Source organism: Desulfovibrio desulfopostgatei (genome assembly GCF_053570645.1).
In genome coordinates, this window is record NZ_JBRBQS010000002.1 from 1,333,755 (window position 1) to 1,355,329 (window position 21,575).

Here is a 21,575-nt window from a genome sequence, read left to right on the forward strand (position 1 = left end):
TCAACACAAGGGCGGATACCTGATTTAAAATTCCACACTCACCTTGATGTTGGCGTGAACCCCCGGTTCGTAAATGGCGGCATTGGGTTCAAGGCTGTACTTTTGGTTAAAAATGTTAAGCACTTCACCCACAACCATGTACTGTTTTTCCTTGCCGAACTTTACACCCAGCATGGCGTTGGCCGTTGTCCACGCATCGTTTTTGTATTCGATGCGGCTAGAGCCGCTTTCGGTCTGGGTCTGGCTGGCAAAGCGGGCATAAACATCGCCGATGATGTCCACGTCGTCGGTGACGGAGTGGAGCGAACGCACTCCTGCCCGGCCTGTCCATTCCGGCACGCCGGTTTTCCACGTGGTGTAGTCGCCGTTGTCATACTGGCGTTTCATCCAGGTGGCGGAAACGTAGGGGGTGAAGCCGAAGGGCAGGTCATAGCTGCCACTCAGCTCCATGCCGTGGGTTTTGGCCGAACTGACGTTGCGGTAGCGGTAGATATTGTTGCCGGTCTGTTCGGTGGCAATGTAGTCCGTAGCCACGGTGTAGAAAAGTGACGCATCAAGAGCCAACCCGTGAGCCGCGTAGCGCGCGCCCACTTCCCAGTTGTTGGAGTGCTCGGGTTTGAGTGATGCGTTGGGTTCAATTGTGCCGCCGCCCATGCTGGAGATGATATATTTCTCCTGAAGGTTGGGCACCCTGAACCCCTGCGAAAAACCGGCCCGCAAGGTCATGTCGTCAATGCCCTGCCACATGAGCGACAGGTTGAATACCGGCTGCGATTCCCATGAGCTGCCCTCGCCCCCAGCGCTGGGATTGGAATACGTAGTGGTGGGCGGGCCCATCATCTGGGATGTGGTGGTTTTGTCCCCGCGCGCCGTGTTCATGGTTGAGCGCACCCAGGTTTGGCGCACGCCGTAGTTGAGGGTGAAGTCCCACGGCAGTTTGGTTTCCATGAGGCCGTACACGGCATTCGTGTCCATGTAGCCCTCGTACTTGTAGTGCGTGAGGGAATTGATTTTTCTGGTCATGAACGGCGTTATGGGAATGGACATGTTGGAATAGGTATTGGTGTCGGCATCCAGCCCGTCGCGGTTGAATTCATAACCGGCAATGAGGTAGTTGCTTTCGCCCAGAGCCCAGTCGCTCTGCATGCTCGCGCCCCATTGCTCGTTGGTGTTGTCCGCGTAGTTGTTCATGAGCACTGATGTTGTGCCAGAGTTCGCCTCCACATGGTTGAGCATCTTTTTGTGGGTGTCTTGCCAGAAGGCATCCAGCCGGAGCTTGGGCAGGAAGGACGTGAGGTTTCTGGCCTCCATGAAAACGGCGGCTTTTTTGCGCTCCCAGGGGGATATGTCAACGTAGAACGAATTGTCTTCCGTGGTTCCGGCCATGACATCGCTGTAAAACTGCTCGTAGGAGCCGCCCAGAGTGAACTTGTCGCTGAAGTCGTAGCTGAGGAAGGCTGAGCCTGACTGCTCCTTGAACTTTGAATGCGGGGCCTCGCCTTCAGGCGTAGACAGGTTGTGCTGATAGGTGTTGAACCCCGTGGCGCGGTACTTGAATCCCTTGTACGCGCCGTAGATGGACAGGCTTTCGTCAAAGCCCTTGGTCGATCCATTGTAGCTGCTGGTTATCTGCCCCTGGATGGGCTTGGTGCCGCCCTTCTTGGTGATGATGTTTACAACGCCGCCCAGCGCTTCGGAGCCATAAAGCACAGAGGCAGGGCCCTTGATGACCTCGATGCGTTCAATGATGGCCGGGTCAACGAGCAGGGGCGTGCCGTCCATGGATTTGTTTTCGGCAATTTTTTGCCCGTCAATGAGAATAAGCACGCGGGTGGGGTTTTCGCCGCGCAGGGATATGCGCTTCAGCCCCTGAGCGCCCGAATTGACAACCTGCACGCCGGGCACGTCTTCCAGAAGGCCGCCGACAGTTGTCGCTGTCGATTCCTTGATCTGTTCCTTGGTGACCACGCTGACCGACATGGGCACGTCGAGCAGTTCCTTTTCCACCCTTGAGGCAGAAACCTTGACCGTTTCCGTCTCAAGGGTCTGTGCTGTGGCCGGCGCTCCCCAAAGCAGCAGTCCGGCAAGGCCCAAGGGCAGGGCCTGGGCGTTTAATCTACGCAGCAGCGACATTCTTTTCCTCCAGCATCGCCTTGAGAAAATTGAGTAAAAGTTGTGTGAGGTTTACCTGCCAGAATTGCCCGGCCAGGGTGAGCACCACCCGGCCATCATGCCATTCAAGCAGTTGGGCGCGTTGCCACTGGGCAAGCACTGGCTCCCATATTTGACCAAGAGGCAGGGCAAAACGACGCTCAAGGCCTTTTACATCCATCCAGCCCTGCTCCATACACTCGGCGACCGACCTGTAGAGGAAGTAGTGGCGCTGGGGGCTTTGCACAAAGGCCAGAGGTTTGCGTCCGTCACGTACATCCTGCTGCCATTCTGCGTAGTTGCTGTTGTTCATGTAAAAGTGCCCGCCCAGATTGCCCCCTGCGCCGGGGCCGAAAGCAAGGCAGTTGGCCGAAGCCTTGACGTACAGATTGTAGAGGTTGCGCTCGCGCGAGGTGCGCGCCCAGTGGCTGAGGGAAAGGCGACGGTAGAAGGCCCCTTCCATGTCTTCCACCGCTGCGGCGTACATGGCCGACTGGAGGGGAATATCCGCCGTGGGGGCAATCTTGCCCTGTTCTATGCCGCGCCCAAGCGGGGTCTGGCGGTATACATTGAGTTGGTAGCAATCTGCCCCGTCAAGGTTGAGGGACTGGGCAACGGCAATGTCTTCGCGCCAGAGTTCCAGCGTCTGGTTGGGGAAACCGTAAATAAGGTCAACAATGACGGCGGCCTGATCGTAGCTCAAAAGCTGCTCAAGGCCGCGCTCCATGTCTTCACGCGATCCAAGCCGCCCCATGGACTGCCGGATGGAGGTATGGAAGCTCTGCACGCCCAGCGAAAAGCGGTTTGCGCCGCCTTCAAGGCAGGCTTCCATTTTGCGAGGCCCGAAATTGGTGAGCCTGCCTTCAACAGTGATTTCGCAGTCGTTGGCAAGCGGGAGCGCCTCGCGCACTCCTTCAAGAATGCGCTTGAGGTCTTCCGCTTCAAGGGCTGTGGGGGTGCCGCCGCCAAAATACACGGCATGAACCGGCGTGCTCTGCACGGCCTTGCGCTCACGCCACATTTGCAGCTCCGCCAGCAGGGCGTCGGCATACAGGCGGCTGTCGCTTTCGTGATAGGCCTTGTTGTAAAACCCGCAGTAGAGGCAATGCGTCTGGCAAAATGGCACATGGATGTAGGCCACTGTTTTGCCCTTGAGGGGCGAGGCCAAAAGCAGATCCATATGGCTCTGCATGCTCTCCGGCTCAATCATGTTGCCGCCAGTGCCGGGGTGCATGGCGATTTTTGCGTCAAAGGCGTGCGAGAGGGCGCATACGCCTTCTTTGGCAAAAAAAGCGGAAAGGTCTTTGGGCGCGCGCCCTGACGCCGCCGATAATTTGCCCAGGTCGGGCATTTCGTAAATTTTCTGGTTAGGTTGGGGCTGCATTTGCGTTCCTCGATTGCAAATAAAAGTTAGTCTTAACTAATTCTGTTAAATTCAATTAATTAAATTGAAAAAGAATGTCAATACCAGCTAGGGAAAAGTTCAACAATTCGGGCAAGCGCACGGATGACAATGAAAAAGGGACGGGGGGAAGCAGATGGGAGCCAAAGACCGTCAGCGCTGCTGGCTGCAATATTTGCGGAAAAAAGAAAGGTGTGATCGCGGTGGGAGGGGCAGAAAAAAGATTGCAATTTGCCTGAGGGGTTGCCTGAATTCGGCAGTTTATCCGGCAACAACGTGTCAGTGACAATCCATCTGATATTATGCTGTTTAAAAGATGGTGCTCCTTGACGTAGGAGCACCTGAATGAAGCGGAGCCGATTCACGGGATGGCAGCGTAGTGGGAAAGCAGGCCTATGCGCAGATGGTTGTATCCGGTGTTATTACTTGTTTTCCTGTTCAGGTTCTTACCCGGTTTCGGGCAAAATTTCCTGCTCGAACAGGCCGAATTTTTTCATTTTTCTCCAAAGTGTGGCGCGCCCAATGCCCAGTCGGCGCGCAGTTTCTTTCCTGTTTCCGCCGCATTGCCGCAACATGTCGCGCAGGGCGCGTGCTTCCAGAGCATAAAGGCTGGCGGCAGAGGAGTCCTGTTGTCTGACAACTGGGGCAATGTCGTTTGGGCATGTCTGTTCGTATGGGTGGCAACTGCGCAGGGAATCAGCCATGATGTCTTCAGAAAGCACACCATGCAGGGCAATGACCATGGCCCGCTCCAGAACATTGGCAAGTTGCCGTACATTGCCCGGCCAGGGGATAGTTTCCAGAAGCGCCATCCCACGTGGATCTATCGGTGGCATGGGCTTGTGCTGTTCTTTGGATTTTCTGTGCAGTATGAACCGCGCCAGTAGGCCAATATCCCCCAAGCGCTCCACCAGCGGGGGAAGCTCCAGAATGAGCACCGCCAGTCTGTAGTACAGGTCTTCCCTGAACCGTCCCGCCTGAACTTCTTTCGCCAGATTGCGGTTGGTGGCGGCGATAATGCGCACGTCCACCGGCGTTACCTTGTTGTCGCCCACGCGCGAGACCTCTTTTTCCTGTAGGACTCGCAACAGGCGACATTGCAGGGGCAAAGGCATTTCGCTTATTTCATCCAGAAAAATGGTGCCGCAGTGGGCCATTTCAAAAAGACCCATTTTGCCGCTTTCGCTGGCGCCAGTGAAAGCCCCCCGCACATAGCCGAACAGCTCGCTTTCAAGCAGGTTTTCTGGCAGAGCGGCGCAGTTTACGGCCACAAAGGGGCTGTCTGCCCTGGCACTGGCATTGTGGATAGACTGCGCAAAGAGTTCCTTGCCTGTACCTGTTTTGCCGTAAATGAGAACAGTGCTTTCGGACTGCGCATAGGTGAAGGCCCGTTTTTTCGCTTTTTCCAGTGATTCCGATTTTCCCACCACATCGGCAAAGGTGCTTTTGGCCACGTGCCCGGAATCACGTACCCGTTTGCGCACCCGCTGCTCCAGAGACTGGATGCGCCGTACTTCCTGCAAGGTAAGCACCGCGCCCCGGCTGTGTCCGTTCACGTGGATGGGCACACTGGTAACGGCAAGAGAATTGCCGCCTATCAGGCATACTTCGGAGGCTTGCTCGTTTTCAGGCGTCTGGATGCAGGATTCCCAGGGCATGCCCAAAACCTCGCGCACGTCGCGCCCCACCACATCCTGCCGCCGCAGGCCAAGCAGCTCAAGGCCGATGCGGTTTATCTCAGAGATATGCCCCGAGGCATCAATGCCGATAATGCCATCGTTGATGGAGTTGAGCAGGGCATTGATTGTGCCGAGGCGCAGGTCTTTTTCCTTCTGGAGCGAAACAATGCGCTTGCCCTCTTCAATGGCGTCCTGAATGACGCGCGGATCCATGTCGATGTGTACGCCCTGCGCGCCAAGAGCCCGAGCGGCGTTTACCACGGGCGAGCCGCCCACAAAGGCCTTTACGCCTCTGGCAATGAGCTGCCGCAGTCTTTCCGATATATCGGCAAGATCCGTCAGGGTTTCCACAATCACCGGTTTTTCAAAAAAATCCTTTAGGGCAAGAGCGTTGTAGGTGAAGGATTCAAATCCCACCACCGCGATTTTATCCGCAAGGCCAAAAGCGCGGTTGACTGCGCGCAGCATGTCCACGCTCGTATACCTAAGCTCCAGCACATGCGTTTTGAGGGCTGCTTTAAGCAGGGCAGCCGTGCCGCCGTTGCTGACTACAACCATTGCCTCTCCCTGGTCGATATGGCTTTGGGCAAGGCGCACTGCATCTTCCAGCGCTGCTTCATAAACAAGAAAGCTCTCGCCGATGCGGCTGAAAATGTTGCTGATAGTGTTGGTAATCGGTTCGCTTGGGGTGATGAACAGAATGTCTTCCCTGCGGATATGAACCATGGACGTCTCCATCTGCAAATTGTTTCCTTTTGATACATGGTATATCAAGTGAAACATAAATGAAACAGAAAGATGCAACATCATCATTCTGAACCCGCCGGTATTCTGGGGCTGGCTGAAGGTAAAACAATATTTATTTGTTGTAATATATTGTAAAATATGAATTTTTAAATTTATTTGTGTTGTCCTGCAACCACTGGACTCTACTGGCATGTCTCTTGCTTTTTGGCGCAAGAATGCATTCGCCATGTTTCATAGGGAGGACACCATGAGAGTTCATGTCATAGAACCCATAGACGAAAGCGCCATGCGCAAACTGCGTGCCGAGGCGGAAGTAGTGGCGTGGGATGATCCGGAAAAAAACGACCTTTCCCGAGCGGATGCGGTCATTGTGCGCGCGGCGTCCGTCACGCGCGAGCAGATTCTTGCTGCACCGGGGCTGAAGGTTATCGGCAAGCATGGCGTTGGCGTGAACGCCATTGATCTGGTCACAGCCAAGGAGCGGGGCATACCTGTTGTGTACACCCCGCTGAGCAACGTAAATTCAGTAGCCGAACTGGTTTTTGGCTTTATTCTCGCCACTGCCCGCAAGCTGCGCGACAATATGGAGCACATACGCCGAGGGGCAGAGCGCATAGCCCCCGCAACTCTTACAGGCCTTGAGATTTCCGGGAAGTCGCTTGGCCTTGTAGGCTTCGGCAACATAGGTTCACGCGTGGCGCAGATTGCCGTGAACGGGTTCGGCATGGAGGTTCATGTCTACGACCCTTATATGAAAGCGGCCACAGCGAAAGAGCGCGGCGTGCACTTGCATGAAACTCTTGAAAGCATGTTGCGCGAGGCAGACTACATCAGCGTGAGCGTACCACTTACCGAAGCGACCAGAGGTCTCATAGGCTCCGCGCAGTTTGCCTGCTGCAAGCCCACGGCCGTTATCGTCAGCACCGCGCGCGGCGGGGTTATTGACGAATCCGCCCTTTACGAGGCCTTGGCGCGCAAGACTATTTACGGCGCTGCCAGCGACGTATTTGTGCAGGAACCCCCCACCATGGAAAATCCTCTGCTGCAATTGCCCAACTTTATTGGCACCCTGCATATAGGCGGCAGTACGCACGAATCGCTTGTGCGCGTTGGCAATACGGTTGTGGACGATGTGCTTGCCGTGTTGCACGGTGAAAAACCGCTCTATCCCTATGCGGTATAGCCTTTTGTTTTAGCCTGTTACCGAAAAGGATTCCGCTATGACTCAGACGGATACAACCTCGCCGGTTGAAGAACAGAAATTGCGTGAAGCAAAAAAGGCCACTGCGGCCGCCGCATTCGGTACTTTTTTGGAATATTACGATTTTTCAGTATACGGCTACTGCGCTGCCCGCATATCCAAGGAATTTTTCCCCAGCGACAACCCCACGGTTTCATTGCTGTCCACCTTGGCCGTATTTGGTCTGGCCTTTATCGTCCGGCCTTTGGGCGGCCTGTTTTTCGGGCACATTGGTGACCGCTACGGGCGAAAGCTTTCGCTTGTGGCTACGGTGGTGCTTATTGGTGTGGCCTGTACGGCCATCGGCTGCTTGCCCACCTACGATCAGATAGGCATTGCTGCGCCCATCCTGCTGATTCTTTGCCGCATATTGCAAGGATTTTCCGCCGGGGGCGAGATAGGCAGCGCGGCTTCGTACATTCGTGAATGGGCGCCCGCAGAACGCCGCTCCCTGTATCTTTCCTTTGTGCCCAGCGTGGCCAATTTGGGCAAGGCCGGGGCCGCTGGCCTTACCGGGCTGGCCGCCTATCTGTTTGTTGGCGAAAGCGCAAGCTGGGCCTGGCGCGTACCCTTTCTGGTGGCCATGCCCCTTATGCTCGGCTGCCTCTGGATGCGTCTAAAAATCGAGGATACTCCCGACTTCACCAACATGAAGAACGAGGGCAAGCTTTCTGAGGCCCCCATCAAGGAGCTGATAGGTCAGTATCCTGCTTCACTGTGCAAGCTGTTCATGTACTCCCTGGTTCAGAACGTGGGTACGTATTGCGGTACCGTGTATGTCGCCATCTATATGCGCACAGTGCTTAAAATGCCTGCCACCGAAGTTGGCTTTATCGTCCTGATAGCAGTGACCTGCGCGGCCCTCTTCATACCCGTGTTCGGCCTCATCACAGACCGCGTAGGCCCTGTTAAAACGCTGGTGGCCTGCTACGTCTGCTATATCGTGCTGAGCTATCCCTGCTACGCCATAATGGGCAAGGGCTTTGGCATGGCCATCTTTGCACTGGTTACCACCATGATCCCTTATGCCCTGTGCCAGGCTGGGTCATATTCCATGTACCCGGAGCTGTTGCCGCCCCGCGTGCGCAGCACAGGGGTTTCCTTCGGGCATAGCATGGGGGCTGTTTTGGGCGGGGCCACCACTCCGTTTCTGGCCACCTGGCTCATCTCCAAATTCAACGACATCATGATTCCAGCCTATATCCTCATTTTTGTGGGTGCGCTGGGCCTGGTTAACCTGCTGATTCTCAAGAAGGCCGACCCCGCAGAAGGGCGTCGGTTCCGCTAATGGGCTTTCTTTAAACGACAGTGCTCTGGAGAAATATATGGAACTTTTTGATTGCACCCTTCGTGACGGCGGCAATGTGCTTGGCAACGGGTTTCCGGCTGATCTGACGGAACTTATGCTGAAAGGGCTTGTTGATTGCGGCGTACGGTATATCGAATACGGCAATGCCAATGGCATTGGCGCGGGCGAAGAGCAGGGCAAGGTCGCCCCGTTGACGGATGCCCAATACATGACCCTGGGCAAGCCGCTGGTGGATAAGGCTCGTTTGGGTATGTTCATTCTCGCTGGCAACGCTACGGAAGCACGTGTGGCGGCGGCCGCAGAGGCTGGCCTGAGTTTTTTACGTGTGGGGGCCAATGCAGGAGATGCCGACAAGGCACGTCAGGCCGTTGAACTGGTAAAAAAGCACAAGCTCGAGGCCTGCTATTCATTGATGAAGGCCTATGTGCTCAGCCCTGATGCTCTGGCCGACGAGGCCGCGCGATTGCAGGATATGGGCGTAGATATGGTGACCATTATGGATTCCGCAGGAACCATGATGCCGGATGAAGTCTGCAACTATGTAAAGAAAATGGTGCGGCGGGTGAGTATTTCCGTAGGTTTCCACGGGCATAACAATCTGGGTATGTCCGTGCCCAACGCAGTTGCGGCTTTCAGGGAAGGTGCCGCCATAATTGACTGTGGTTTGATGGGCATGGCCCGCAGCGCGGGTAATTTGGCAACGGAGATTGCGGTAGCCGTTTTTGACCGGCTCGGGGTTCGCACGGCTGATCTGAATGTTCTTTTGCGGTTCATTGATGAAAAGCTCGCGCCCGCCATGGAAAAACACAATTACAGGGCGCCTGTCGTGCCCCTTGATCTGGTGTTTGGCCTTGCGGGATGTCATTCTTCCAATACTGCGGCATTGCGCGAAGCTTCAAAGGAGTATGGCGTAGATATCTTTCGCCTTACCATGGCCGTTTCTGCTGAAAACCGCAAAAATCCTTCTAAAGACCTCATAAAGCAGCACGCATCCAAGCTTGCTGCCGCGCGTTGCCTGTAGGGCTTGTGCCCGTCCGTGCACTGCGGTTCCTGGCGTGATCCCTTTTTCGATGTGCGCAACCGTATTATGTTATGCAGTAAAAAGCGGGGGCCGCGCTGTTAATAGCGTGGCCCCCGCTGGTGGGAACATACTCAGCGGTGTTGCTGGGTGCGAGGGATCACCTTTATGATCTCATCCAGATTTTCAAGCGCCTTGCGGCGTTCAATCTGAACAAGCAGGCACAGGTTTTCTCCGCCTGCGCAATGTCACTGGGTACGCGGCTCCACGTGGAGCCCGTGCAATGCTGGCTCCACCGCCGCGCACGCCATGAGGGGATACCGATGGGCGTTCACCATGCGGCGGGCGTCGTCCGCAGTGTCCACCATGGGGACCAGAACGGTCTGCGCGCCAAAATCCAGCATCTGCTCCAGCAGCGCTAGAAGCGTCTACGCAGTGTTTGGCGCATGTCTCCGTCAATCAACAGCCAATCGTAATCGCGCGTGGCCGCCATTTCCGCTGGAATCCTGAAAGCGGAAGTATAACCCACGGGCATCTCTGCGGTCTCGCGCCGCAAATGCTTGTTGCCAAGGTAGGGTTCAGGTATACACAGCCTGACTGTCTTACTTGCAGAGTACCCCTAGGACCTTTACGGGGAAAGCGCAAAACCCATTTTGGTATTGCGGCGCAGTCTGCTTATGGCCGCTACCTTGGAGCAAAAAATGAAAACGCGTGTAGAACACGATTTTCTTGGCGAAATGAAAATCCCTGCCAATGCCTATTATGGTGTGCAAACCATGCGGGCCGTGCAGAACTTCAGTATTTCTGGCCGCACAATTTCCCAATGCCCATCGCTGATAAGGGCTTTGGCTTACGTAAAAAAGGCTGCGGCCCTTGCCAATGCGGAACTGGGCGCATTGCCTGCAAACATAAGCAAGGCCATCTGCGCCGCGTGCGATGAACTGCTGGCGGGCAAGCTGCATGACCAGTTTCCGGTGGATACCATTCAGGGTGGGGCTGGTACCTCCACCAATATGAACGCCAATGAGGTTATTGCCAATCGCGCCCTGGAAATCATGGGTCATGAAAAGGGCGATTACCAGTATTGCCACCCCAACAACCACGTCAACTGTTCCCAATCCACCAACGATGCCTATCCAACAGCCTTCAGGCTGGCTCTGTATGCCGAGCTGACCAACCTTATGGAGCACATGCGGTATATTCAGGGCTGCTTTGCGCGCAAAGGCGTGGAATTTGCCGATGTGGTAAAGATGGGCCGCACCCAGTTGCAGGACGCCGTGCCCATGACGCTGGGCCAGGAATTTTCGGCTTACGCAACAACCATCGGCGAAGACATTCTGCGCGTTGAAAAAAATCGTAAACTGCTTCTTGAAATCAACCTTGGGGCCACTGCCATTGGCACCGGCATCAACGCGCCTTCAGATTATTCGCGTATTGTCTGCAATCATCTCAGTAACCTTATCGGGCTCAATGTGGTGACGTCAGACAACTTGATTGAAGCCACATGGGACACAGGCAGCTATGTGCAGATTTCGGGAGTGCTCAAGCGTTTTGCCGTCAAACTTTCAAAAATCTGCAATGATCTTCGTCTGCTGTCTTCCGGCCCGCGCACGGGCATTAACGAGATAAACCTGCCGCGCCGGCAGCCGGGTTCATCCATCATGCCCGGCAAGGTCAATCCCGTCATTCCCGAGGTGATCAACCAAATTTGCTTTGACGTCATTGGCAAGGACATGACTATAACCATGGCCGCAGAGGCTGGGCAGCTTGAACTGAATGTCATGGAGCCGATAATTGCCCACACGCTTTTTTTGGCGGTGGAACGTCTGGGCATCGGATGCAGAACGCTCGGGGAAAAATGTGTGGAAGGCATTACCGCCAACAGGGAACGCTGCCTGGAACTCGTAATAAATTCCATCGGTATCGTGACCAATCTTGTGCCGGTTATCGGTTACGAAAAATCGGCGGCAATCGCCAAAGAAGCCTTGGATACCAATAAATCCGTTTCTGAAGTGGCGCTTGCGCATGGCGTGATGACTGCGGAACAACTTGAGAAACTGCTTTCGCCCGAAAGCATGACACGCCCAAGCCGCGCGCACCTGTAAAATACAACCTTGCGGTAACGCTACGGGGCAATCCGCCCAGTCCTGCGCGTTGCCGCGCTGCACCTAGGCGGAATATTTTACGCTGAAAATGAATCAGACCGCGGAAAGCTCTTCGGTTTGCTTGGCTGCGCCCGTAAGGTTTGTTTTTTTGTTTAACCTTGCGGAATCAATCTTCCCGGTAACTTTTTGAAATGAAGACGGGGGCAAAGCGTCCCCAAGCGGAGAGAGGCAAGTCAGAATTGCTTGAACTGGACAGAAGCCTGAAAAGAAGAAAGCCCGCTAAGCTGTCAGCTTAACGGGCTTCTTTGAACTCTCTCTGAGTTCAAATGGTGCCGAGGGCGGGACTCGAACCCGCACGAGAATCCTCACTACCCCCTCAAGATAGCGTGTCTACCAGTTCCACCACCTCGGCGCGAGAAGATGTACTACTGCAAACTGAAATGCTTGGCAAGCTTTTTTTTCAAAAAGTTATCAAGACTTGCGCTTGAAGGTTGATACAGGTAGATTTTTTCGTTCATGAGAGGTGAGTATGGACGAAATAGTTCAAAAGTTTTTGCGCGGCACAGGGCCTGTGCTGTGCGTAGATATAGGCAGCGGCACTCAGGATGCCCTTTTGGCCCGTCCCGGCCTTGAGTGCGAGAACTGGCCGCGCTTTGTTTTGCCAGCGCCCGCACGGCTTGTTGCACAGCGCATTCGTGAGCTGACCCTGCTCAAACGCAATATCTGGCTTTACGGCGCCAACATGGGTGGCGGCTTTACCCAGGCAATCAAGGAACATTTGGCGGCGGGTCTTTCTGTCAGTGCAACAGCAGCGGCCACGCGCGGTATTCATGACAATGAAGAAGTCGTGCGCAAAATCGGCGTGGAAGTGCGTTCCAGCTGCCCCGATGGCAGCGTGCCGGTCTTTCTCACCGATTATTCGCCGGAATTCTGGGGCGGACTGCTGCGTCATGCCGGGCTGCCCCTGCCGCATCTGGTGCTGACCGCTGCGCAGGATCACGGCTTTCATACCCACGGCAACCGCCAGGCGCGCATGCGCGCATGGACGGAACTGCTGGCCGCATCTTCTGATCCCCGGCGCTGGATATATGAAACACCGCCGCCTTCGCTGACGCGCCTTGTGCCCCTGCACGATAAAACAGGCGGCCCGGTTGCGGACACCGGGGCCAGTGCGCTGCTCGGCGCATTGTGCGACAAGGAAGTGATGGATCGCAGTTATCGGCAGGGCATTACGGTCATTAATGTGGGCAACGGGCATACAGTGGCTGCGCTGGTATACAAGGGACAGGTGCGCGGAATTTACGAGCATCACACCGGCATGCGCACTCTGGAGCAACTGCTGGGTGATCTTGAACAGTTCCGCAAGCACTGGCTGCCCACAGAAGAGGTGCAGGCCTCCGGCGGGCACGGCACGGCTTTTGGCCCGTATTGTGAAGAAGCCGGCGGCTATGAACCAACCTACATCACCGGGCCAAAGCGCGCGCTGCTGCAAGGGCAGGGGCGTTTTCTGGCCCCGCACGGCGATATGATGATCGCCGGATGTTTCGGCCTTATCTGGGGATGGGCGCACACCCGGGCCGGGGAGTAGCTTTTTTTCCCGCCACGGCGGGTGGATACGCATTACAAGCTGGCGCGCCTTGGGGCGTTGCGGCATGAAGCTGAGGAGGCGGCATGGAATTCTTTGATGAGGCGGAGTGTTGGAGCAGGGATCAGATTGAGCAGACCCAGCTTTCGCGGCTGAGAAGCACAGTGGCCCAGACGCGCAAGTGCGATTTTTACCGTCAGCGCCTGGACGAAGCGGGCGTTGGGCCGGATTCCATCCGCAGTCTGGATGATCTGCGGCGCATCCCCTTTACCACAAAGCAGGATCTGCGTTCCCAGTACCCCACGGGGCTTTTGTGCGTGCCGCAGTCCGAGATCGTGCGCATGCACTGCTCCAGCGGCACCACCGGTTCGCCCGTGGCCATCTGCCACACGCAGAACGACATCAATTCCTGGGCCGACCTTATGGCGCGCAGCATCCACATGGTTGGCGTGCGCCGGGACGACGTTTTTCAGAATATGTCCGGCTACGGGCTGTTCACGGGCGGCCTTGGCATCCATTTTGGCGCGGAGCGTCTGGGCTGCATGACCATCCCCGCCGGGGCTGGCAACTCGCGCCGCCAGATCAAGCTTGCCAAGGATTTCCGCACCACGGTGGCCCACATTCTGCCTTCATACGCACTCATTCTGGGTGAGCACCTGCGCAACATGGGCGAAGACCCGCGTCAATTCCCCCTGCGTATCGCCCTTGTGGGTGCGGAGCCGTATACCGAAGAATTCCGCCGCCGTATTGAAGACCTTTTTGACATGAAGGCCTACAACTCCTACGGCCTGTCTGAAATGAACGGCCCCGGCGTGGGCTTTGAGTGCCTGCACCAGGCGGGCATGCACCTGTGGGAAGACGCCTATATCCCTGAAATAGTCGATCCCGAAACTGGCGAGCCCATGCCCGAGGGCGAAGTGGGCGAACTTGTCATGACCTGCCTGTGCCGTCAGGGCATGCCCATCCTGCGTTACCGCACTCGCGACCTTACGCGCTTTTTGCCGGGGGAATGCGCCTGTGGCCGCAAGCACCGCCGCATAGACCGCATCCTTGGCCGCGCGGACGATATGTTTATCATCAAGGGCGTCAATATCTACCCCATGCAGATTGAGCAGGTTATCATGACCTTTGCCGAAGTGGGTCAGAGCTACCTGATTCTGCTTGAGAACGATGGCCTTGGCGATGTCATGCGCGTGCAGATCGAAATCCGCGACGAGCATTTTGTCGAAGACATGCGCGTGCTGCAAAACCTGCAAAAAGCCATTGCCTCGCGCCTGCGTGATGAAATCCTCATCACGCCCAGGGTCGAGCTTGTGGAGAGCAACAGCCTGCCGCGTACCGAGGGCAAGGCCGTGCGCTTGCAGGATATGCGCAACAAAAACTAACAGCGACCGGAGAGCCGCATGGATTTTCTGCCTTTTCCCCTGGCTTCATTGTTGGCCGGGGCGTTCATAACGCTGCTGTGCTTTGTGCTGCTGCTCAACATTTTTGGGCTGCCCGCCAACTGGGTGCTGCTGGGGCTTGTGGCGTTGTGGAAGGTGGTGCATCCCGGCGCGACCTCCATGGATGTCTGGTTCTGGATTATGATGGTGGGCATAGCCCTTGTGGGCGAAGCCCTGGAAATGGGCATGCAGATACTCAAGGCCAAACGCTATGGCTCCAGTTCTTCCGGCACGTTTGCGGGGATGATTGGGGCCATAGCGGGGGCCATTCTGCTTGCGCCGCTCTTTTTTGGGCTTGGGGCGCTTATCGGTGCGCTGGCTGGGGCGTGGACAGGCTGTTTTGTTGTGGAACACCTCAAGGGGCGCCCCCTGCGCGAAGCGCTGGACGCGGCCTTTGGCGCCATGATGGGCCGATTTCTCGGCACAGTGTGCAAGTGCGGCGCAGGCGGGGCCATGCTGGCTCTGGCTGCCGGGCGTATCTGGCCCAAACTGCCGCCCCAGATGCCCCCGGCTTTTTCTCCCGAAGCTCCCACGCAGGTCTTGCTGACGCTGCTGCGGGGCCTGTGCTGAGGTTATGATGCTGCTGCAAGGTCTTGAAGTTGTATTGGTCAAAACGCGCTTTCCTGAAAACATAGGCATGGCTGCCCGCGCCTGCGTCAACATGGGCTGCCCCACCTTGCGCCTTGTCGATCCGGAACGGTGGGACAGGGAAAAGGCGCGCCCTCTGGCAACGCCCAAGGGGCAGGACATTCTGGATGCCGTGGAAGTGCATGAAGACGTAGCGCAGGCCGTGGCCCAAAGCGCACTGGTGTTTGGCACCACCGCGCGCGTGGGCGGCTGGCGTCAGGCTCTGCTTTCGCCGGAGCAGGCCGCGCGCGAGGCCGCTGCCGTTCTTGCAAGGGGCGAGAGGGTTTCCTTTGTTTTTGGCCCGGAAGATCGCGGCCTCAACAATGACGAAATCATGCACTGCCACCGTTTGGTGACTATTCCCACAGACCCGGCTGCCAGCTCCCTCAACCTTGCCCAGGCAGTGCTGCTGCTGAGCTACGCATGCGCCAACGCCGTTCGTGCCCTGCGGCATGGCGAAAAGCCCTCGGACGAGCCGCGCGGCGGCAAGGCGGCCACTGCTGCGGAACAGGAAAGGCTTATGGAATCACTGAAGGATATGCTGCTTCGTCTTGATTATCTGCATGGCGACAATCCTGATTACTTCCTCATGCCCTGGCGGCGTCTTTTTAGCAGGGCAGGACTGTTGCGGCACGAGTATGATGCCCTGATGGGCCTGTGCCGTCAGGTACGTCACAAGTTGCCAGACTGATTTTTTTTTATACAGGCTTTTCAAAAGCCCGCTCTTGCTCCCCATGCATGGCATAATGCTGTGAGGACGCAGGAACGGGCTTTTTTTATTGAGCGCAATGCTGACCTGCAACTTTTTTTTATTTTTTTCGACAATGGACAGCGCCCGCTGGTGGCACTAAAAAACGGGTTGATTGAAAAAAAAATCACAATCTTTTGAGCGGAGTTTGTTCGTTAACAGATTAGATTTATGTGTGAAATTTTTTCTATGCAACAAGCAAACAAGTTGTGCCCATTGACCAAGCTTGTGTATCTGGTAATATAACCGTATGTTTTGTGTTATCTGTTTTATGTAGTAGAAATCGTTTTTTCGTAATTAACTTGACCTGCGGCCTATTAATTTTTTTAACCATGCCGTTAAGGAGATTGAAGATCACTTATCTCTAATGAAGCTGGCCGTAAGCCCCGTGCAGAGTTTTGCACGCCGAGGGTGAGCGTTGGCGGCTGGTCTGCACCGGCCACATGGCGTTATGATACGGTAAATTTTTTGTGGTGGACGTTTCTGGCAAGGAGAATGGCATGCGTTGGACTATTGCGCACACATATGTCGGATCGCTATTCGGCGCGCTGATTACATGCTGTGGCGTTGTGCTTTTTGTCTCAATCTACTTCATGAAAGTTCCGATCGAAGACGAACTGAACAAGGGCATCGTAAGGATGCAGCAGGTCATCAGTTCTGCCAATGAAACTACAGCCCAAAAGTTTTTACAAAGTGCTGATCTTATTGCTGAAGATGATGACTTTGCCAAGGCTGTCGCTGAAAAAAACACTGATGCGGCGGTCAAGATCGGCTCAGTCCTGATGAAAAAGGCCGGGTCGGATTTTATGACCATCACCGATGAGAAGGGGATAGTCATAGGCCGTGGGCATTCCAAAAAGCACGGCGACAGCGTTACCAATCAGGAAACCGTGGTTATTGCCCTCACGGGCAAGCCCGCCGTTGCCGTAGTGGCTGGCACGGAGGTGCCGTTCACCATCCGGGCCAGCTTTCCTGTAATGCACGATGGCAAGCTTGTGGGCAGTGTATCTATTGGCACTTCGCTTGTTACGCCTGCCTATCTTGACTGGCTCAAAAAGCTTTCTGGCGTCAACGTCACCATTTTTAAGGGTGATACACGTGTTATGACAACCATCATGCAGGATGGCAAACGCGCAATCGGCACCAAGCTGCAATCGCCTGAAATCCTCAAGGCCGTGCTTGAGCGCGGCGAAACGGTGTATTCGCATAATAATATCCTTGGTGTTGACTACAATTCTGCCTACTGGCCAGTCAAAGATGCCAACGGCAAAATTGTGGGCATGTGGTTTGTAGGCATGCCCATTGACGAATTGCAGCGTCTGGAACGCGTGGCCATAAGCAATTCCATATGGATTGGCGTGGGCCTGCTGGTCTTCCAGCTGATTCTTTCGTTTGTTCTCGGCCTCAAGATCAGTGCCCCCATACGCAAAATAACCGCCTATGCGCAGGCTGTGGCCGATGGCAACAACGAAGCGCAGCTTGACGTATACAGCCGCGACGACATGGGCCAACTGGCAGATTCCTTGCGCACGATGGAAGATAATCTGCGCAAGTTGGTGCACGATGCCAGCGAAAAGGCAGAGGAAGCCCACAAGAGGGGTGAAGAAGCCAAGCTCGCCATGGAAGAGGCCCGTGTGGCCCAGGCACAGGCGGAGCAGGCCAAGCGCGAGGGTATGATCAGCGCTGCTGCCCAGATAGAAGAGGTTGTGGAGCAGCTTAACGTCTCCATCAGCGATATCTCCGAGCAGGTGGAAAACACCAGCGGTGCTCTTGACCATGCCGCAAGCCGATTGGCGGAAACCGCAACCGCCATGGAAGAAATGAATTCCACGGTGCTTGAAGTTGCCAAGAATGCCGGCGGGGCGTCTGATATCTCCAACGCCGCCAAGCGCAAAGCAGAGGTCGGTTCCGAGATTGTGTCCAGGGCCGTGGTGGGTATTCAGGAAGTGCAGCGGCAATCGCAGGCCCTCAGGGACGGCATGGCCCAGCTGGACGACCACGCCAAGGCCATCAGCCAGATCATGGGCGTCATTTCAGATATCGCGGATCAAACCAATCTGTTGGCCCTGAATGCGGCTATTGAAGCCGCCCGTGCGGGCGAGGCTGGGCGCGGATTTGCCGTGGTTGCTGACGAAGTGCGCAAACTGGCGGAAAAGACCATGTCTTCCACCACCGATGTGGGCAACGCCATTGCGGCCATTCAACAAAGCGCCGGCCAGAGCATTCAGCAGGTGGAAAAGGCCGTTGGCAACATTTCTGAAGCCACGGAGTATTCCAACAAGTCTGGCGAAGCCCTGAAAGAAATCGTTGGCATGGTGGATCAGACAGCCGATGAAGTGCGGGCCATTGCCGCCGCAAGCGAGCAGCAGTCTGCCACCAGCGAAGAAATCAACAGGTCTGTCGCTGATGTTAACCACATTGCGGCCAGCACTTCGCAATCCATGCAGGTCGCCATGAAGGAACTGGAATCCCTGCGCGCCCTGGCCCGCAACCTCATGGATCTTATAGAACATATGAAGAAGGCTTAAGCCCCAGCGGCTTACCCGCCATGATGCATAAAGGCTCTGTTCCTCCGGGAACAGAGCCTTTACTCTTTGTGGTCTGTGCTCGCCGCACTGTTCGGCTGTCAGGGCAAAAGGGGGTTGCAGTGTATTGTTGCCCCCCTGGTTTCCGTCAGATATTCACGTTACCTTGCTCCCGCCTTGGTCTATTTGCGCAGAATTGTTTTCAAAGTTTCAGCTTCTGGCCCGCTGCAATTTTTAAGAAACTGTTCAAGGCGGGTTTGTACGGCTGGATGGCGTGGCGCGAGGTCGTACAGCGAGGCCGCTGCTGCGGCGCTGCCGGAAAATGAGTCGTTATTGCGCAGCCCTTCTGAATTCAGCTTGGCGTAGTGAAGGGCCGCACGGATAATGACATCAAGAAATTCATTGCTGCCAGAGGCCATAAAGGCCGCCCAATACATCTGCAATACGGATTTCTCCGAGTAGATGTCCCAGTTGACCAGCGAGGCGGGGCTGTGCCGAATCTGCTGGAGGAGAAGCTTTTCCTCCGGTTGCAGCAGGGTGGCAAGCAGCTCTTCTTCATCAGGCAATTGCGCAAGATGGGCCATCCAGGCCAGAGTACGCCGTCCATCGCGGCTCAGACCGGGCTGGGGCGGCAACAGGCGTTGCCGGGCAGACGGATCATCGCGCAGCACCTGCGCCAGAAAGGTTGCCAGCATGATCTGCTTGAGGCTGTCTTTCAGCACCCCTTGCCCGTCAAACGTGCGCAAAATGCCTGGCAGCGTCTCGGTGCGACGGTGCTGGTAATAATATTCCAGGTCGTTGGCATAAAAGGACAATCCTTTGGAAATGGCAAGCGCATTGCAAGGGCGCGGCCATGCAGCGGGCAACAGGCAGGCAAGGGTTGCCGCTATAATCAGAAAAACCGCGAAGCGGGCAGGGGGAGTAGAAATTTTCATATAGGTGGTGTGGGTTAATCGAAGTCGGCAAGCAGGGCATCCAGCCCCAGCACATTGGGCGAACTTTCGCGCAGGCGGTTCAGCAGGCGCACGCGGGCTTCCAGCAGGTGGGGGGAGGACACGCCGTTACGGATGGAACTGTGCGCCTCCAGAAAAGCCGCCAGATTGTCGCAAACCTTAACAAGCTGGCCGTCCTTGGGATCCAGGTCGTCCCGGTTGCATGCGGCAAGAGCCTGAAAGCCCTCAACAGCGCGAACTGTGCCGTTTTCGCGCACGCATTCCTGAAATTCGGAACCGACAGCTGCGCCAAGGTAGTATTCAATACGCTCCACCAGCGAGGTGAAGCCCTCAGCGCGCAAGGGGCCATACACGCGGCGTTCCAGTTCTTTATCTTCGTATTCCTTGATGATTTTTGGCAGGTCAGAAATGGACTGCTTGACCGGCGAGATGATGTCGCGAGTAAGCACTTCCGGCAGGTCGTGGAACAATCCGCAGAAAAAATTGTTGTTGGCGCGCGCCGGGCAGGCATCGACGGCAAGACTGAAACAGTAGGCGTAGCTTGCCACAATAAACATATGGCCGAGAACCGACGTGGCCGGAATGCGCGGGGCCTGCGTCCACCGCACCTGAAAGCGCAACTGCCCGCACAGGTTGGCAAGGCGCGAGAGGGCCGTGCCCTGGCTGCGCATGGCGGCGAGGCCGCGCAAGTCCGTGAACGTATCCAGCCGATCGGGAAACGACTGGCCTATGTCGCCCATTTCATCGTCAAACGGCGCGTTAAGCGGCTCTATGAGCCTGAACTCCCACTGCGAGGCAAAGAGGTGGGCAGCAGTAAGAATGCGCCGCGCAAGCGTGTCGTCATCCGGGCTGGTGTGCCACTGGCGCATGCGTTCCCAAAAGGGGCCAAGAGGCGCAAGCGAAGGCTCAAGCCTGTCGAGCACGTGCTCGGTCAACTGGCGGAACTGTTCGGGGTTTTCCTTGATCCTGTAGAAGATGGGCGGCTTGATGTCCGTGATGATGAGCCGGTAGAAATAGTCAAACAGCCCGCCCTCAATGATTTCTGTTGCAAGCGCGGTGCGTTCCGGGTCAGTCATGTGCCGGGAGTTTTCGTGCCAGAGCACGCAGGCCAGGAGCATTTTGTGCGCCTGCTTGTCAATCTCAAGCAGTTCCACTGGCCGCAGCTTGTCATTCCAGCGTAAAAGGTACGCGCCGGAAAAAATAAGCTGTAGAAGATTCTTGCGAATTACAGGCATGAAAAGCCTCCCCAAAAATGGCTGCGCAAAAAAACAGTTTGCACTATAGGGCGGAGTGGGGTAAAGCTCAAGAGCTTCAACACTGTTACCGGGAAAAAGCCGCATATGCCAAGGGCATGTGAGGTTGCGCCCCGATTGAGATGAGCGGTTGCGCCTGCAACCCGCGAGTTCTGGTGCTGCGGTGTACCGCCAAAGTGGTCAGTTTTTCGCCCCTGATGGAGGCGAATGCTTGACAGCTATTGGCGTTTATAGTATTGAGGCTGCCTTTACTGCGATATTGTCGTCATCCCCGTTCGACGGCACATCGCGCAATGGATCTTTTTGCTGCCGTTATGGCCGCTGATATTTGCAGATGTGAGGAGTCACTCCGATGAAGACGTTCAGCCCCACCCCCAAAGACATCAACCGTGAATGGTTCGTGGTTGACGCTCAGGATCAGGTGCTCGGTCGTCTGGCCAGCCAGATAGCCCACCGCCTGCGCGGCAAACATAAGCCCGAATTCGCTCCCCATATGGATAACGGTGACTTTATCGTGGTTGTTAACTGCGAAAAGATTAAAGTTACCGGTAAGAAGATGACTGACAAAAAGTACTACCGGCACTCTGGCTGGGTGGGCGGCCTCAAGACCACCCAACTCGGCGACATGCTGGCCGACAAGCCCGCCCGCGTGCTGACCGCTGCGGTGCGAGGCATGCTGCCCAAGAATCGTCTGGGCCGCGCCATGCTGAAGAAACTGAAGATTTACGCCGGGACCGAACATCCGCATACGGCCCAGAATCCCCAGCCGCTGACGCTGCCGCATTAAGGAG

At 55.9% G+C, this 21,575-nt stretch carries 16 protein-coding genes and 1 tRNA gene; 10 read left to right on the forward strand and 7 right to left on the reverse strand.

Annotation, left to right across the window (positions count from 1 at the left end; translation table 11 throughout):
* Positions 1–24 precede the first annotated feature (24 nt).
* The 3 genes from ACUZ9Q_RS05960 to ACUZ9Q_RS05970 form a co-directional block, all read right to left on the reverse strand.
* On the reverse strand, positions 25–2,133 hold the full coding sequence (locus ACUZ9Q_RS05960; RefSeq protein ID WP_449247513.1) for a TonB-dependent receptor plug domain-containing protein: 2,109 nt from the start codon (positions 2,131–2,133) through the stop codon (positions 25–27).
* Positions 2,117–3,535, reverse strand: a complete 1,419-nt coding sequence (gene hutW / locus ACUZ9Q_RS05965; protein ID WP_300551671.1) for a heme anaerobic degradation radical SAM methyltransferase ChuW/HutW — start codon at positions 3,533–3,535, stop codon at positions 2,117–2,119. The genes ACUZ9Q_RS05960 and hutW overlap by 17 nt, the downstream gene beginning before the upstream one ends.
* Before the next feature lie 464 nt (positions 3,536–3,999).
* Entirely contained in the window at positions 4,000–5,958 is a 1,959-nt protein-coding gene (locus ACUZ9Q_RS05970; protein WP_449247514.1) for a sigma 54-interacting transcriptional regulator, read from the reverse strand.
* Between the two features lie 268 nt (positions 5,959–6,226).
* Between ACUZ9Q_RS05970 and ACUZ9Q_RS05975 the strand changes: the two genes are divergently transcribed.
* The 3 genes from ACUZ9Q_RS05975 to ACUZ9Q_RS05985 are packed head-to-tail and all read left to right on the forward strand — an operon-like array spanning position 6,227 to position 9,549.
* The gene (locus tag ACUZ9Q_RS05975; RefSeq protein WP_308585905.1) at positions 6,227–7,162 is read left to right on the forward strand and encodes a hydroxyacid dehydrogenase; all 936 of its coding nucleotides are present in this window, start codon (positions 6,227–6,229) and stop codon (positions 7,160–7,162) included.
* 37 nt (positions 7,163–7,199) lie between these two features.
* Complete coding sequence (locus ACUZ9Q_RS05980) at positions 7,200–8,507, forward strand: MFS transporter (protein ID WP_300552940.1); 1,308 nt, start codon at positions 7,200–7,202, stop codon at positions 8,505–8,507.
* A gap of 37 nt (positions 8,508–8,544) precedes the next feature.
* Positions 8,545–9,549: a 4-hydroxy-2-oxovalerate aldolase gene (locus tag ACUZ9Q_RS05985; RefSeq protein WP_449247515.1), complete on the forward strand. Its 1,005-nt coding sequence runs from the start codon at positions 8,545–8,547 to the stop codon at positions 9,547–9,549.
* Between the two features lie 245 nt (positions 9,550–9,794).
* On the opposite strand, the gene ACUZ9Q_RS05990 is transcribed toward ACUZ9Q_RS05985, so the two are convergent.
* Positions 9,795–9,950, reverse strand: coding sequence for an aldolase/citrate lyase family protein (locus tag ACUZ9Q_RS05990; protein ID WP_449247516.1), 156 nt, complete (start codon positions 9,948–9,950; stop codon positions 9,795–9,797).
* Between the two features lie 297 nt (positions 9,951–10,247).
* On the opposite strand from ACUZ9Q_RS05990, the gene aspA reads away from it, so the two are divergent.
* Positions 10,248–11,651 (forward strand): aspartate ammonia-lyase, encoded by a 1,404-nt coding sequence (gene aspA, locus ACUZ9Q_RS05995; RefSeq protein WP_449247517.1) that lies wholly within the window; start codon positions 10,248–10,250, stop codon positions 11,649–11,651.
* 327 nt (positions 11,652–11,978) lie between these two features.
* Here aspA and ACUZ9Q_RS06000 read toward each other — a convergent pair.
* Positions 11,979–12,063, reverse strand: a tRNA-Leu gene (locus ACUZ9Q_RS06000).
* Positions 12,064–12,180: 117 nt separating this feature from the next.
* Between ACUZ9Q_RS06000 and ACUZ9Q_RS06005 the strand changes: the two genes are divergently transcribed.
* The 5 genes from ACUZ9Q_RS06005 to ACUZ9Q_RS06025 all read left to right on the forward strand — a co-directional run bounded on the left by ACUZ9Q_RS06005 (position 12,181) and on the right by ACUZ9Q_RS06025 (position 18,581).
* On the forward strand, positions 12,181–13,239 hold the full coding sequence (locus tag ACUZ9Q_RS06005; protein WP_192111555.1) for a DUF1786 domain-containing protein: 1,059 nt from the start codon (positions 12,181–12,183) through the stop codon (positions 13,237–13,239).
* An 83-nt stretch (positions 13,240–13,322) separates the two neighbouring features.
* Positions 13,323–14,621: a phenylacetate--CoA ligase family protein gene (locus ACUZ9Q_RS06010; protein ID WP_022658646.1), complete on the forward strand. Its 1,299-nt coding sequence runs from the start codon at positions 13,323–13,325 to the stop codon at positions 14,619–14,621.
* Between the two features lie 18 nt (positions 14,622–14,639).
* Complete coding sequence (locus ACUZ9Q_RS06015; RefSeq protein WP_215647735.1) at positions 14,640–15,248, forward strand: DUF456 domain-containing protein; 609 nt, start codon at positions 14,640–14,642, stop codon at positions 15,246–15,248.
* 7 nt (positions 15,249–15,255) lie between these two features.
* Positions 15,256–15,996: an RNA methyltransferase gene (locus ACUZ9Q_RS06020; protein ID WP_192111557.1), complete on the forward strand. Its 741-nt coding sequence runs from the start codon at positions 15,256–15,258 to the stop codon at positions 15,994–15,996.
* A gap of 557 nt (positions 15,997–16,553) precedes the next feature.
* Complete coding sequence (locus ACUZ9Q_RS06025; protein ID WP_449247518.1) at positions 16,554–18,581, forward strand: methyl-accepting chemotaxis protein; 2,028 nt, start codon at positions 16,554–16,556, stop codon at positions 18,579–18,581.
* 179 nt (positions 18,582–18,760) lie between these two features.
* Here ACUZ9Q_RS06025 and ACUZ9Q_RS06030 read toward each other — a convergent pair whose 3' ends face one another.
* Positions 18,761–19,513: a translation initiation factor 2 gene (locus ACUZ9Q_RS06030; protein ID WP_215647736.1), complete on the reverse strand. Its 753-nt coding sequence runs from the start codon at positions 19,511–19,513 to the stop codon at positions 18,761–18,763.
* Between the two features lie 14 nt (positions 19,514–19,527).
* Positions 19,528–20,766, reverse strand: a complete 1,239-nt coding sequence (locus ACUZ9Q_RS06035; protein ID WP_300551405.1) for an HD domain-containing protein — start codon at positions 20,764–20,766, stop codon at positions 19,528–19,530.
* Between the two features lie 370 nt (positions 20,767–21,136).
* Here ACUZ9Q_RS06035 and rplM point away from each other — a divergent pair, with 370 nt between their 5' ends.
* Positions 21,137–21,571 (forward strand): 50S ribosomal protein L13, encoded by a 435-nt coding sequence (rplM, locus tag ACUZ9Q_RS06040; RefSeq protein ID WP_192111561.1) that lies wholly within the window; start codon positions 21,137–21,139, stop codon positions 21,569–21,571.
* Positions 21,572–21,575 lie beyond the last annotated feature (4 nt).